This window comes from Allokutzneria sp. A3M-2-11 16, assembly GCF_024213555.1.
Taxonomy (GTDB): domain Bacteria; phylum Actinomycetota; class Actinomycetes; order Mycobacteriales; family Pseudonocardiaceae; genus Allokutzneria.
Window position 1 is genome coordinate 115,323 of record NZ_JANAVO010000006.1, and the last position, 13,692, is coordinate 129,014.

Genomic DNA, 13,692 nt, shown 5'->3' on the forward strand with positions numbered 1-13,692 from the left:
GGCCTCAGCCGCGGCGGTAGGCGGTCAGCTGCGCGCGCTCGTCCACGTGGCGCGTCGGCACGCCCAGGAAGATGTCCTTTGTGGACACCGGGCCGAACGCCAGGTTCAGCGTGTCCAGGCTGTAGTACCAGGGACCGCGCCCGGAGTACCTGGCCTGCCGGTAGGTGATCTGCCACCGCACCCACTCGCCGGGGCGCAGCCGCACCGCGGGCGGGCGACGCCGGATCGCACCGGGCATTCCGCGCGGTAGCAACATGATCCGCAGCAGACCATCGGCTTCCCGCAGCTGCACGTCGGCGCGGCTGGGCGGACCGTGCAGCACGGAGAACCGCGGTTCGAAGTCGTGTTCCCATTCCCGTTGCGTCACCGTGTGCACCAGGGGCGGGGTCGTGTCCGGTAGGGTGAAAGCCACCGGGAGGGCATTGCGCCGCGCGGCGTCCTCACCGCTGCGGGACTGCTTGGTCCACGACGTCCGCACCCACTGCGCTGTCACATCGACGGTGGCGTTCACGGTCGCAGCATGCCAGGCCCCGCCGCAGGTGAGCGCGATTTTTTGCGGTCGCGGTGTTCAAGTGCGACCGTGGGAAATGACCTTCCACTGTGCACAATGACCGGCCTCGACCCGTTGTTCCTCAGTTCGCCGGAGCACAATCATGACGACCCCCGAGCCGATTCCCGTGCAGCAGACCGCTGACTGGGTCGCCGCGCGGCGCGCGATGGAGTACGAGGAACCCGAGCCGTTCATGCGCGACCCGCTCGCGGCGCTGCTCGTGCCCGCGGGGGCCAGGGCCGTGATCGTCGGCATGCACGGCAAGGGCATCTCCAGCAACGCCGCCGTCATCCGCGGCAGGCTCGGCGACGAGGCGGTGCTGCGCGCGGTCACCGAGGGTGGCAGGCAGGTAGTCAGCCTCGGCGCGGGCTCCGACACCCGCGCGTTCCGGCTGAACCTGCCCGCGGACCTCGCCTACTTCGAGGTCGACCTGCCCGGCCAGCTCCAGGCGAAGTCCCGCCGCCTGGAGTCGTTCGCCCCGCGGTGCCGTTACGTGATCGTGGAGGCCGACCTCACCGAGAACTGGGTTCCCGCGCTCGTCGACGCCGGGTTCCGCGCGGACCTGCCGACGCTGTGGATCGTCGAGGGACTGCTCCAGCACCTGCCGCTGCCGATGTGCGACTGGGTGCTCGCGGGCCTCAGCGGGGCGTCGGCGCCGGGGTCCCGGTTCATCGGGGACGCCTTCGACGCGGAGTTCTTCACGAACCCGGGCAACGCGCCCGTCGTGGAGCTGGTGCGCTCCATCGGCCGGTCGCTGACCGCGATCGACGATCCCGGCGCGTGGCTCGCCGGGCACGGATGGTCGGCCCAGGTGCACCGGGCGGACCGGCTGGCCGACATGGGCCACCCGCTGCTCGACGAGCCGATCCCGGCGCGCCTGGCCGACGCCCAGCCCGGGTTGAACTACCTGTACGCCTCCTTCGGGTGATCGTCGGCGGTTTCGTGCGTTGTCGTGCAGCAGGCCGAGGTCGCGAAGACCCTCGCCGGGCAGTGCGCGCGGTGCACGACCTCGCCTGCTGACGGCGACGCGGTCCCGCCTGATCGAGCAACGGTCATCGCCTTCTTTGGCAAATCGGGCCGATCGTCGCATTCAAGTAATTGGGCGCTCGGTGCGGGGAGGCTTCAGGTTGTAATCGATCCAGGAGCCTTGGAACAAGGCGTGAAGAGTTGCCGGGAGTTTTCGTGGTGGTGCTTCAACGTGCCCGGGTCCGGCCGCGGCTCGGGCGGCAGTTCCGAGCTCTGGCCACCTGTGAGGTCGTCTCGACGGTGGGCGACCAGCTCGCCAAGATCGGGGTGGCGACGCTGGTCTACGAGCGGACGGGATCGGCGGCGGCAGCGGCTGTGGCCTTCGCGGGCACCTACCTCCCCGCGCTCGTCGCCGGTCCCGTGCTGTCGCCGCTGGCCGACCGCTACCCGAGGCGCGGCGTCATGGTGGTCTGCGCGGTGATCCAGGCCGCGGCGGCCGCGGCCATGGCCCTGCCGGGGCTCGGGGTCGCCGGTATCGCCGCCCTCGTCGTGGTGATCGCGGCCGCGACGGCGCCGTTCCGGGCGGCTCAGGCGGTCGTCGTGGACCAGGCAGTGCCGGAGGAGCGGCGGGCGGTCGCGCAGGGGCGGATCAGCATCGCCCGCGAGATCGGGCAGCTCGCCGGGTTCGGTGTCGCGGCCGTGGTCGTCAGCCTGGCCGGGCCGGTGTGGGCCCTGCTGCTCAACGCCGGGTCGTTCCTGGTCGTCGCGGTGCTGACGGCCGCCCTCGTCGATCGTTTCCCGCCACCCGCGTCCCCGCCGCGAGCCCAGGCCGGGCAGTCGTGGTCGGGCTGGCGGGAGGTGTGGCGGACGCCGAGGCTGCGCCGCCTGAACAGCCTCATGTTCATCGGGGCGCTGGCCGTGGCACCTGAGTCGATCATGGTGCCGCTGGTCGCCGAGTCCGGTGCGCCGTCCTGGTCCGTCGGCGTGCTGATGGCCGCCGACGTGGTCGGGTTCCTGCTGGGGGTGGCGCTGCTGGAGCGCGTCCGGGGCGAGGACACCCGGGTGTGGCTGGTGGGGCCGATGCTGGTGCTGTCGCTGGCACCGCTGGCGCTGTTCGCCTTCCACCCCGGCCCGGTGCTGATGGCGGTGGTGCTGCTGATCGGCGGCGTCGGCGCGGCCTACCTGCCGACCGTGCGGACCCTGGTGCTGCGCGTGGCCGAGCCGGATCGGCAGGCGCGGGCGATCGGCTGGACCCGGACCTCGTTGCGCGCGGGCCAGGGGGTGTCCGTGCTGGCCGTGGGGGTCCTCGCCGACGCCCTCGGTTCCGCAGCCTCGGCGGTGGGCGTGCTCGGCGCTGTCGGCGCAGCGGCCGCGATCGCGTGGACGGTCAAGGCGATCACGGCCGCGCCGCCTCAGTGATCGTGCGCTCAGTATTCGCGGTCGCGCATGCTTTCCTCCTTTCGTCGGCATTTCGATCTCCAGTATGTGTTTGTCGTGCGCCGGAGCGGTGTCACTGAAATGCGCGACGTGGTGGAAACAATTCTTATGCGGCGCAATGGCCACATGTGGTCATTGCGGGATGAAGCCGCGCAGGAGGGCTCCGGTGATGACCGGCTGTGCGCGGCTCATGTCTTCGGCGCTCGTGGTCCCGGACTGTGGGGCGGAAGCGTGAAGACGTCGTCACGAAGGCAGTTGCTCCGGGGGCCGGGCGCCAAGGGAGCCGGTTCGTTGATCACGACCTCCGCGCGCCACCCACCGACCGCCAGCCCGTTGGCGGCGTGATCGGAAAGCCGGTTCTCGGTTGTGTCGCCGAGCAGGCCGGCATCCTCGAGGATGACGTACAACGCGTCCGCGGCGCAGGTCACCATCCCGGCGGCCTCGGCGGCGCTCGTGTTCGGATTGAGTTGGCGGTAGATGCGTCGGGCGGCCGCCAGGAGACCGTCGGCATCGGTCACGGTGAAGTCGCGTCGCAGCCGCAAGGACAGGGACATCCCGTTGACAAGCGGATCGTCCCCCTCCACGAACACACTGTCATCGCCAGGCATGCGCACACGGTATACAGCCCGCCGAATTCATGGTCTGCCGTTCGGTCAGGCCGGAGTACGACAACGGGCCGTCGTCGGTGAGCCGCGGACGATCACGCGATCGGGGTCCTCCGGGCCGACACCTCGGCCGCCGAAACTTCGGCAAGAAACTCGGTGGAAGTTGTCGAGAACCGGTGCCGCCCGTTCGTCACCCGGACGACACAACCCTTCCAACCATGAGGAGCAACCATGAAGTACGCGATGCTGATCTGCGGCGACGACCGCCAGTGGGCCGCGTTGTCCCCGGCTGACGAGGAGGACGTGATGAAGCAGGTCTACGCGTGGTTCGAGCGGTGGCAGCCGACCGGCAAGGTCACCGAAGGCGGCATCGAGCTGCAGCCCCGGGACACGGCCAGGACGGTGCGCGCCGGCGCGAACGGCGAACCGGTGATCACCGACGGGCCGTACCTGGAGCTCAAGGAGGTCGTCGGCTCGGTCCTCGTGCTGGAGTGCGACGACATCGACGAGGCCGTGCGGATCGCGGCCACCTGGCCGCTCGCCCCGGGGGTGAGCGCGGTGGAGGTCCGTCCGGTGATGAGCCGCGAGTAAGGGGCGGCGCCGGGGCGCCGGCCTCACCGTCGGCGCCTCAGCTCACCCACCCGGCGCGACATCAGCTCGCGCTCGGCCGGGTTCGTGGCCAGTTCCAGGGCCCGTTCCGCCGCCGCCAGGGCCTCGGCGGTCCGGTCGAGGGTGGTCAGCAGGTCGGCCCGGGCGGCGTGCCACAGGTGGTAACCGGCCAGCCGGTCCCCGAGCGCGTCGACCTCGTCCAGCGCTGGGGCCGGGCCTACCGCGAACCGCGTGGCCACCGCCCGGTTCAGCAGCACCACTGGCGACGGGTCCAGCGGGTACAGCCGGTCGTAGAGCGCTCGGACGTCGGCCCAGTTGGTGTCCTCGTAAGAGGCGGCCAGCGCGTGCAGCGCGGCGATGCCGGCCCGCGCCTGGTACGGCCCGGGCCGGCCCAGGCGCACCGCCGCCCGCAGCCGCAGCGCCGCACGTTCGATCGCCGCCGCGTCCCACAGCCGCCGGTCCTGCTGGTCGAGCAGCACGATGCGGCCCCACGAGTCGAACCGCGCGGCGGCGCGGGCGTGATGCAGCTCCAGCAACGCGGCAAGGCCGGCGACCTCCGGCTCGCGAGGCAGCAGCGCGGCGAGTTGGCGCGCCAGCTCGACCCCCTCGCGGGCCAGCTCTCGCCGCTGGGCCGACCGGCCACTGGACAGATAGCCCTCGTTGAACACCAGGTAGATCACCGCGAGCACGGCGGGCAACCGATCGGCGTACTCGTGCGGCTGCGGCGGCTCGAACCCGATGCCGCGCTCCCGCAACTGGCGCTTGGCCCGAGACAGCCGCTGCGCCATCGTCGGCAGCGGCACCAGGAACGCGGCGGCGATCTCGGCCGTACTCAGACCGCCGGCGGCGTACAGCGTGAGCGCGACCTGGGTCGGCTCGGCGAGGTCCGGGTGGCAGCACGCGAAAATCATGGCCAGCCGGTCGTCCGCGCACGGTTCCGGCGGTGGTTCCGCGGCCACCCGGGCCGCCTTCTCCCGGCCGACGGCGTCGCGGCGCAGCCGGTCCAGCGCCTTGCGCCAGCCCGTGGTGACCAGCCACCCGGTGGGGCTGTCCGGCACACCCTCGTCGGGCCAGCGCTTGAGCGCCTCGGTCAGCGCGTCCGACAGCGCCTCCTCCGCCCGGTCGAAGTCACCGAGCCGCCGGCTGAGCGCGCCCAGCATGCCGGCCGCGTCGGTCCGCCAGATCCGGTCGACCAGTTCGGCCACGTCGTTCACCGCACCATCGTGCAACACCCGCGGGACCGGGACATCTCCTGCCCCGTCGTGTCACAGAGATCATCGCCAAGGACGCAAAGCGATGAGGCGAGCGAAAATCACGTTCGAACAGCTGCCGCATCGTTCGTGAGATTGCGACATCAGCGGTAGTCACGGGACTCGCCGAGGCCCGCGAGGGCGAGGGGCTGGAGGCGGTCCGCGGTGAGGGTGGCCGCGCCGTCCACCTGCTGCACCACGCCGCGCACCAGGAGCGCCCGCGCGGTCATGGCTTTGCGGTAGCGGGCGATGATCCCCTTGGTGCACACCACGTTGGCCATCCCGGTCTCGTCCTCCACGTTGAGGAAGACCACCCCGCCCGCGGTCTGCGGCCGCTGCCGGTGGGTGACCGCGCCGCCGACGAGCACCCGCGTCCCGTTGTCCACTGTGGACAGTTTGGCGGCGGGCAGCGCGCCGAGCCGGTCGAGGTGGGCGCGGACGAACTCCACCGGGTAGCGCCCCGGCGAGACCCCGGTCGCCCACACGTCGGAGACGGTCTCCTCGAACTCGGTCATGCCGGGCAGCGCCTGCGGGGCCGCGGTCCCGACGGTCGTCCCCGGCAGGTGGGACGGTCGCCGCGCCGCGACCACCCCCGCGGCCCAGAGCGCCTCCCGGCGGCCGATGCCGAAGCAGGCGAACGCGCCCCCGGTGGCCAGGGCCTCCACCTGGGCGGTGCTGAGCCGGACGCGCTCGGCCAGGTCGACCATGTCGGTGAACGGCCCGTGCGCCGCGCGTTCGGCGACGACGGCCTCGGCGAGGTCCTGGCCGATGGTGCGGACCGAGGCGAGGCCGAGCCGCACCGCCGGGGTGGGGTCGTCGGGGCCGAGGGGTTCCAGGGTGGCGTGCGCCAGGCTCGCGTTGATCTCCGGGCGCCGCGCCACCACCCCGTGCCTGCGGGCGTCGGCCACCAGGGACTGCGGTGAGTAGAAGCCCATCGGCTGGGCGCGCAGCAGCGCGGCGCAGAACGCGGCGGGGTAGTAGTGCTTGATCCACGCGCTGGCGTAGACCAGGTGCGCGAAGGAGATCGAGTGCGACTCCGGGAACCCGTAGCCCGCGAAGGCCACGATCTGCGCGTAGATCCGGTTCGCCAGCTTCGTGCCGATCCCGTGCCGGGCCGCGGCGCCCTCCTGGAACCGGGCGCGCATCGCCTCGACCCTGGCGTAGGAGCGCTTCGAGCCGATGGCCTGGCGCAGCTCGTCGGCCTCGGTGGCGGTGAAGCCCGCGACGTCGATGGCCACCTGCATGAGCTGTTCCTGGAACAGCGGCACGCCGTAGGTCCTGCGCAGCGCCCCGCGCATGGACTCGTGCAGCGGGTCCGGGTCCTCCTCGCCCCGGCGGCGGCGGAGGTAGGGGTGCACCGAGCCGCCCTGGATCGGGCCGGGCCGGATCAGCGCGACCTCCACCACGAGATCGTGGAACTCCCTCGGCCGGAGCCGGGGCAGGGTGGCCATCTGCGCCCGGCTCTCCACCTGGAACACGCCGATGGTGTCTGCGCGGCAGAGCATGTCGTAGACCTCGGGGTCGGCCAGGTCCAGCCGCGCCAGGTCGACCTCGACGCCGTGGTGCTCGGCGATCAGGTCCACGGCGTAGTGCAGCGCGGAGAGCATGCCGAGGCCGAGCAGGTCGAACTTGACCAGGTCCATGGCGGCGCAGTCGTCCTTGTCCCACTGCACGACCGTGCGGCCGGGCATCCTGGCCCACTCCACCGGGCAGACCTCGCCGATCGGGGTGCCGGTGAGGATCATGCCGCCGGAGTGGATGCCCAGGTGCCGGGGCCGCCCCTGGAGCTCGGCGGCCAGCTCGCGGACCAGGTCGGGGATCTCCTCGTCGGCCTCGCCCGCGCTCGGGGCGAACCGGTCGGCCTTCTTGCTCCACGCGTCGGCCTGACCGGGGGAGTGGCCCAGGGCCTTGGCGACGTCCCGGATCGCCGAGCGGGCCCGGTAGGTGATCACGTTGGCGACCTGGGCGGCGTGCTCGCGGCCGTAGGTGCCGTAGACGTGCTGGATGACCTCCTCGCGCCGGTCGGACTCGATGTCCAGGTCGATGTCGGGCGGGCCGTCCCGCGCCGTGGAGAGGAACCGTTCGAACAGCAGCTCCCACCGCACCGGGTCGACCTTGGTGACACCGAGGGCGTAGCACACCGCCGAGTTGGCCGCGGAGCCCCGGCCCTGGCAGAAGATGTCCTCCCGGCGGCAGAACTCCACGACGCGGTGCACCACCAGGAAGTAGCCCGCGAGGTCCTTGGCGGAGATCACGGCCAGTTCCCGCTCCAGCTGCGCGTGGGCGTGCGGGGCCTCGGTGAACGTCCCGTAGGCGGTGGTGGCGCCGAGGTGGACGAGCTCGCGGAGGTAGCTGTCCTCGTTGTGGCCCAAAGGAACCGGGTACGGCGGCAGTTCGGGTGCGACCAGCTTGAGGTCGAAGGCGCATTCCCGGCCGAGGGCCGCCGCGGTGCCGACCGCGCCGGGGTGGCGGGCGAACCGCCTGGCCATCTCCGCCCCGGAGCGCAGGTAGGCCATGGGCGCCGCGGGCAGCCAGCCGTCCATCTCCTCCAGCGGGAGCCGCGCCCGGATCGCCGCGACGGTGGCCGCCAGCCTGCCCTGGGCGGGCGTCGCGTAGTGCACGTTGTTGGTGGCCACCACGGGCAGCCGGAACCGCTCGGCGAGGTCGGCGAGCACGTCGTTGACCGTGCTGTCCACCGGCTGCGAGTGGTCGATCAGCTCCACCGCGACGTTGTCCCGCCCGAACAGCGCGATCAACCGGTCCAGCTCCCGCGCCGCCCCGTCGGCCCCCTCCTCCGCCAGCGCCGCCCGCACCGCGCCCTTGCGGCAGCCGGTGAGCACCAGCCACTCACCGCGGCCCGACGCCGCCAGCTCCTCCAGGCGATAGGTCGGTTTTCCTTTCTCCCCTTCGGTTTTCAGGTTGTTCCCGGCATCGCGGAGGTGGGCCGCCGTGACCGCCCCGGCCAGCCGCCGGTACCCCTCCGCCCCGCGCGCCAGGACGAGCAGGTGCCGTCCGCCGGGGTCGGGCACCCCGGGACCGGCCTCGTGCAGGTCGAGGCTCAGCTCGGAGCCGTAGACGGTCCGCAACCCGGTCCCGCGGGCCGCCCCGGCCAGCCGCGCGGCGCCGGGGAAACCGTCGTGGTCGGTGATCGCCAGCGCCTCGATGCCCAGGCGCACCGCCTCCTCGACCAGGTCCTCCGGATCGGAGACGCCGTCGAGGAAGCTGTAGCTGGAATGGCAGTGCAGTTCCGCGTACGGCACAACGGTTTCCGGCCGTCGCGCCGGAGGGCGGGAAGGTGGCTCGGCGGCCCGGCGCGGGTCGGTGGGGTGCCCGGAGAGCAGGCGCTCCAGCGCGCGCCAGGGGATGGCGGGATTGGTGAAGCCCACGGCACCTCCACAGGGGATCGAACATGTGTTCGATTCGGAGTGAAGCTCCTCGCCGCCGAGCAGTCAAGTTGATCTCAGGGCACGAACGTCAGCTCGGGGAACAGCGGGGACGAGCCGTCCAGCAGGCCGGTGTTCTTGCCGCGCAGGTGAAGGTCGAAGAACGCCGCCACATAAGCGCGTTGCGCGGCCACCGAACGCGCGGGGTCGACGGTGCCGATCGCGATCTCGCGTGCCAAACCCCGCCATTCATTGCCCCAAGGGCATCTAGCCTGCGCCCTGCAAGCGACCCCGACGACCGTCCGCCCACCCCCCGCACTCTCCCCAAACATCCCCAGCGCAGCCCAAAATCCCGTTTCGTACTCAAAACGGGTTTTTGGAGCGCTCTTTTTCCCGTTATGAGTACGAAACGGGGTTCTCTAGACGGCGCGCGCGGGGGATGGGGTGTGCGGGCGCGTGGAGTGCATGGGCACAGTTTACTTGGTGTGCGGAGTGCGAGGGACTTGAAGAAGGGCTTGGGCTCTGTGCGGTGCTGAGACGTCTCGTGGCCGCAGCCGCGGTCGTCGCCCTGACTCGGAGCTGGACCGGTGATTCTCGTAGCTGAGCCCGTTAATCGGGTTCTACGACGACGCCAAGCCCGTCACCCTGGAAAGCACCGGCTCGACATCGACTGCATCGCTTCCGGCAGCCGAACTTCTTGCGCGCCAACGACGGCAGGCTTCTGCTGACCTTGTGCGACCGGCATCGGCATCGGCCAGCGGACCACGGCGGCGCTGGGCGAGGACGTCCTCATGCTGGGGTACTGGGAGGCCATGCTCGATCCCACGGCACCGGAGCGGTGGGGCCTACCGCGGCGTCCGCATCGACCAAGAGAGGGCCTATGGCCGTTACGCCGCAACGCTTCCCGAGTACCTCGCCAAGGGGTCCGCGCAGAACTTCGACGAGCGACCGCGCTTCCCGCACCTAGGAATCGTGCACGACTCGCTGGGTCTTCGTGGCGGCAAAGGCTGCTAGCACTCCGAGACCGACGACGTCGATCCAGGCCACCCTGGTCAGCTCGGGGTTCACCGGCCCGCCGATCAGTCCACAGAGGACAAACGAGCCGAAGCTCACCGCGTTCATGGTGATCGCCGCCGCGCGCAGGCGGGGCCGGAACGCGGCGACGGCCAGGGTGGTCCCGACGATGCCGAGCAGGATCGCCCGGTGCCGGAACAGCGTCTCCATATCGGCTCCGGCGATCTCGACGCCGTAGGTGGACCGCGCCAGGTCCAGGGAGATCGCGCCGAGGGAGGGCGCGATGTTGATGAGCGCGGCCACGATGAGCAGCGCCTGGCCGATCCGTTCACGTCGCATTCTGCGATCATCTGTGGCGTGGACACCGCCGCGCTTCCGGAAACGTGCTGTCCGACGCTGTGGTTGCGGCCGGGGCGGGCGGCCTACCTGGGGCCGTCGTTCCGGCTGGACACCCATTCCGGCTCCGTGCACTGCTTCGCGCTCGGTGTGGACGCGCCGTTCGTCCTGCGGTCCGCGGACACCGGGGAACGCCGTGTGCGCAGCGCGCTGATCACCGCGCGCACCCCGCACCACGTCATCGCCGGAGACGGCAGGATGCTGTTCTGCTACCTGGATCGGCTCGGGGAACTGCGCTCCGCCATGACCGAGCGGCACACGTCCGTCGACTTCGGACACCGTGACGAAGATCAGCTCGCCCGTGATCCGCACAAGGCGTTGCGGGACCTCCTCGGCTCGGAGCCCGGGGAGGTCGACGAGCGCATCGCCAAGGCCGTTCTCCTCCTGCACGACCGCAATGCGAGCGCCGCTGACATCGCCGCCGCGGTGAACCTGTCCACATCGCGGTTCCTGCACCTGTTCTCGGCGCAGATGGCGACGAGCTTCCGGCGGTACCGGTTGTGGGCGCGGATGGCGCGCGTCGCCGAGGCGGTGAGCGCGGGGGACAACCTCACCACGGCCGCCGTCGCGGCCGGGTTCGCCTCACCAGGACATTTCAGCGACGCCTTCCGCGCTATGTTCGGGCTGACCGCGAGTGTTTTCCTGGCTTCCGGAACACAGATCATCACCATGGTTTAACCGAGGGGGTGCGGGACTACCCTGCGCTGCATGGCGCCTGAGCTGAAGCGGTCCGTGACAACGCCGTTGCTGTTCCTGTTCATCCTGGGGGACATCCTCGGCGCGGGCGTCTACGTGCTGGTCGGCAAGGTGGCCGGTCTGGCGGGCGGCGCGGTGTGGGCGCCGCTGCTGGCCGCGCTGGTCCTGGCGATGCTGACCGCGGGGTCCTATGTGGAGCTGGCGACGAAGTACCCGCGCGCCGGTGGGTCGGCGCACTACGCGCAGCGCGCGTTCGGGCCGTTCGCCGGGTTCGTGGTGGGTTTCTGCATGCTCGCCGCCGGGGTGGTGTCGGTGGCCGCGCTCGCGCTCGGGTTCGCCGGGGACTACCTGGGCCAGTTCGTCACGCTGCCCACCGTGCTGGTGGCCGCCGTGTTCCTGGCCGCGCTCGCCCTGCTCAACGCCAGGGGGATCAAGGATTCCTTGCGCGCCAACATGATCGCGACGCTGATCGAGGTCGGCGGGCTCGTCCTGGTGATCGTGCTCGGGATCGTGGTGATCGCCAGGGGCGACGCGGACCTCGGGCGGCTCGCGCAGCTGGGCACGGCGGAGCACGGCCCGATGTCGGCGGTGCTGGTCGGGGCGGTGCTCGCGTACTACTCCTTCGTCGGCTTCGAGACCTCGGTCAACGTCGCCGAGGAGACCGTGGACCCGCGCCGGTCCTACCCGCGCGCCCTGTTCGGGGCGCTCGCCTTCGCCGGGGTGATCCACTTGGCGGTCTCGTCGGTGGCGGCCGCGGTGGTGCCGACCGAGGTGCTGGCGGAGTCCAGCGGTCCGCTGCTGGAGGTGGTCCGCGCCGCCGGTGGCGTGCCGACGTGGGTGTTCGGGCTGGTGGCCCTGGTCGCGGTGGCCAACGGGGCGCTGCTGACCGGGATCATGTCCTCGCGGCTGGCTTACGGCATGGCCAAGGACGGCCTGCTGCCCGCGGTGCTGGGCCGGGTCCTTCCCGTGCGGCGGACCCCCTGGGTGGCCATCGCGGTGACCGCGGTGATGTCGTTGCTGCTCGCGTTGACCGGCGACGTGGCGTCGCTGGCGTCGACGCTGGTGTTGTTGCTGCTGGTGGTGTTCCTCGCGGTGAATGTCGCGGTCCTGGTGCTGCGGCGCGACGAGGTCGACCACGAGCACTTCCGCATCCCGGCGGTGATCCCGGTGCTGGGCGTGGGTTCCTGCGTGCTGCTGGCTTCGCAGGTGGAGGGCGAGGTGTGGGTGCGCGGCCTGCTGATCCTCGCGGTCGGCCTGGTGCTGTCGGTCGGCCGGGCGCTGCGTCATTCGTAGATCCCCTCGACCCACCACGCGGAGCCGTCCCCGGCCAGCAGCAGCGCCCGCTCGCCCATCTCGCTGTTCGGCTCCAGCACCACCTGGAGCCGGACCAGCGGCGCCGCGGTCCACGGCCCGGCCCAGCCCAGAATCCGCCGTGGTGAGCCCTTCCCGGCCACTACGGAGTGTGGGGTCGCGGTCAGCTCGTCCCGCTCGTCGACACCCACCTCCGCGCCGCTCTCGTCCAGCACCGCCACCGGGACCGGGCCGGTGGCGAAGCGCTCGGGAGTGGGCGAGGGCACCGCGCCGGGCCACGGCCGTTCGGCGGGCCGCTCCGGGGTGGGCGGATCACCCCAGGGCACCAGCCGCACCCGCTCACCGGGACCGCGTCCGCCGCCGATCACCCCGCGCCACACCGACTCCGGGCCGAGCAGCCCCTGCACCCGCACCAGCGCCCGCCCCGCGCGTTCACCCGCCGAGGTCTCCGCCTCCCCGCTGAGCAGGTCCAGCTGCAATGCGTCGGCGCCGATGACCTCGCGGGGATCGAGGACCAGCTCGGCGATCCCGCCGTCCAGCCCGCCATCGCCCGCCACGCGCAGCCACCCGTCCAGCTGCCAGCGCACCCGGTCGCGGACGCCCTCGGCGGTCAACGGCTCCGCGCACCGCCACACCCGCTCCAGCTCGGTACCGCCCTCGGTGCGCGCGCGGATGCCCAGCCGGACGCAGGCCAGCCCCCGCCGGGCCAGCTCGGCGTGCAGCCGTTCCCCGATCGCCTTGGCGGCGAAGGCGGCGGAGTCCACCCGGGTCACGGGCGGGTCGAACTCCTCCTCGACGGTCAGGTCCGGCGGCGGTCTGCGCCGCGACGGCGCGCGTTCCTCCAGTCCCGCGGCGAGCCGGTGGGCGAGCGCCCCCGCCGTGCCGAAGCGGTTGAGCACATCGGCCGCCGGTAGCTCCGCGAACTCGCCGAGCGTGCGCAAACCCAAGCGCCGCAACAGATCCACCAGTTCGGCGCGTCCGGCGAGGCGCTCGGCGGGCTGGTCCAGCTCGCCGATGCCCAGCGGCGCGAGGAACCCGGGGCCGCCCTCCGGCGGCACGACGAGCCCCCTGCGCGCGGCCAGCGTCGCCGTGAAGAGCCCGTCCGCGACGCCGACCTGGCACTCCACCCCGGCTTCGGCGACCCGGTCGACCAGCAGTTCGGCCACCGCCTCCTCGCCGCCGAAGTACCGGCTCGGCCCGCGCGCGGGAACGGCGACCACCCCGGCGCGGACCACCTCGACGCCCGGCGTCAGCCCCTCCACCGCGGCCGTGACCGGCTCGAACACCCGCGCGTCCCGGTCCGGGTCGTCGGCGACCAGCTCCAGGGCCGGGCACGCCCGCTGGGCCTGCCTGCGCCGCTGCCCCCGCCGCACCCCGGCCGCGCGGGCGGTGGCGGAGCAGGCCAGGACCCTGGTTCGCCGCGACCACCGCGAGCGGGACGTCCGCGGACAGCCCGGCCGTGGTGGCGGCGGCGA

General features: G+C 72.1%; 12 protein-coding genes. 5 read left to right on the forward strand and 7 right to left on the reverse strand.

The annotated features are described in order from the left end of the window. Nucleotides 1-4 precede the first annotated feature (4 nt). The gene (locus NLX83_RS28340; protein WP_254238257.1) at nucleotides 5-511 is read right to left on the reverse strand and encodes a hypothetical protein; all 507 of its coding nucleotides are present in this window, start codon (nucleotides 509-511) and stop codon (nucleotides 5-7) included. A 142-nt stretch (nucleotides 512-653) separates the two neighbouring features. On the opposite strand from NLX83_RS28340, the gene NLX83_RS28345 reads away from it, so the two are divergent. Together NLX83_RS28345 and NLX83_RS28350 are read left to right on the forward strand one after the other, a co-directional pair. After that, a complete protein-coding gene (locus tag NLX83_RS28345) occupies nucleotides 654-1,478 on the forward strand; it encodes an SAM-dependent methyltransferase (protein WP_254238258.1) in 825 nt (274 codons plus the stop codon). Nucleotides 1,479-1,732: 254 nt separating this feature from the next. Continuing rightward, nucleotides 1,733-2,935: an MFS transporter gene (locus NLX83_RS28350; RefSeq protein WP_254238259.1), complete on the forward strand. Its 1,203-nt coding sequence runs from the start codon at nucleotides 1,733-1,735 to the stop codon at nucleotides 2,933-2,935. Between the two features lie 206 nt (nucleotides 2,936-3,141). Here the strand turns inward: NLX83_RS28350 and NLX83_RS28355 are convergent, their stop codons facing one another. Continuing rightward, nucleotides 3,142-3,561, reverse strand: a complete 420-nt coding sequence (locus NLX83_RS28355; protein WP_254238260.1) for a hypothetical protein — start codon at nucleotides 3,559-3,561, stop codon at nucleotides 3,142-3,144. A 228-nt stretch (nucleotides 3,562-3,789) separates the two neighbouring features. Here NLX83_RS28355 and NLX83_RS28360 point away from each other — a divergent pair, with 228 nt between their 5' ends. Continuing rightward, the gene (locus NLX83_RS28360; RefSeq protein ID WP_254238261.1) at nucleotides 3,790-4,149 is read left to right on the forward strand and encodes a YciI family protein; all 360 of its coding nucleotides are present in this window, start codon (nucleotides 3,790-3,792) and stop codon (nucleotides 4,147-4,149) included. A gap of 23 nt (nucleotides 4,150-4,172) precedes the next feature. Here NLX83_RS28360 and NLX83_RS28365 read toward each other — a convergent pair whose 3' ends face one another. The 4 genes from NLX83_RS28365 to NLX83_RS28380 all read right to left on the reverse strand — a co-directional run bounded on the left by NLX83_RS28365 (nucleotide 4,173) and on the right by NLX83_RS28380 (nucleotide 10,153). Continuing rightward, nucleotides 4,173-5,381, reverse strand: a complete 1,209-nt coding sequence (locus NLX83_RS28365) for an RNA polymerase sigma factor (protein ID WP_254238262.1) — start codon at nucleotides 5,379-5,381, stop codon at nucleotides 4,173-4,175. A 140-nt stretch (nucleotides 5,382-5,521) separates the two neighbouring features. Then, entirely contained in the window at nucleotides 5,522-8,803 is a 3,282-nt protein-coding gene (locus tag NLX83_RS28370; RefSeq protein ID WP_254238263.1) for an error-prone DNA polymerase, read from the reverse strand. A 74-nt stretch (nucleotides 8,804-8,877) separates the two neighbouring features. Continuing rightward, a complete protein-coding gene (locus tag NLX83_RS28375) occupies nucleotides 8,878-9,039 on the reverse strand; it encodes a hypothetical protein (protein ID WP_254238264.1) in 162 nt (53 codons plus the stop codon). A 724-nt stretch (nucleotides 9,040-9,763) separates the two neighbouring features. Beyond that, entirely contained in the window at nucleotides 9,764-10,153 is a 390-nt protein-coding gene (locus tag NLX83_RS28380; RefSeq protein ID WP_254238265.1) for a hypothetical protein, read from the reverse strand. Nucleotides 10,154-10,171: 18 nt separating this feature from the next. Here NLX83_RS28380 and NLX83_RS28385 point away from each other — a divergent pair, with 18 nt between their 5' ends. Then, the gene (locus NLX83_RS28385; RefSeq protein ID WP_254238266.1) at nucleotides 10,172-10,888 is read left to right on the forward strand and encodes a helix-turn-helix transcriptional regulator; all 717 of its coding nucleotides are present in this window, start codon (nucleotides 10,172-10,174) and stop codon (nucleotides 10,886-10,888) included. A 30-nt stretch (nucleotides 10,889-10,918) separates the two neighbouring features. Further along, nucleotides 10,919-12,199: an APC family permease gene (locus NLX83_RS28390; RefSeq protein WP_254238267.1), complete on the forward strand. Its 1,281-nt coding sequence runs from the start codon at nucleotides 10,919-10,921 to the stop codon at nucleotides 12,197-12,199. On the opposite strand, the gene NLX83_RS28395 is transcribed toward NLX83_RS28390, so the two are convergent. Next, the gene (locus NLX83_RS28395) at nucleotides 12,190-13,590 is read right to left on the reverse strand and encodes a DNA polymerase Y family protein (RefSeq protein ID WP_308209394.1); all 1,401 of its coding nucleotides are present in this window, start codon (nucleotides 13,588-13,590) and stop codon (nucleotides 12,190-12,192) included. The two genes, NLX83_RS28390 and NLX83_RS28395, sit on opposite strands and share 10 nt — an antisense overlap. Nucleotides 13,591-13,692 lie beyond the last annotated feature (102 nt).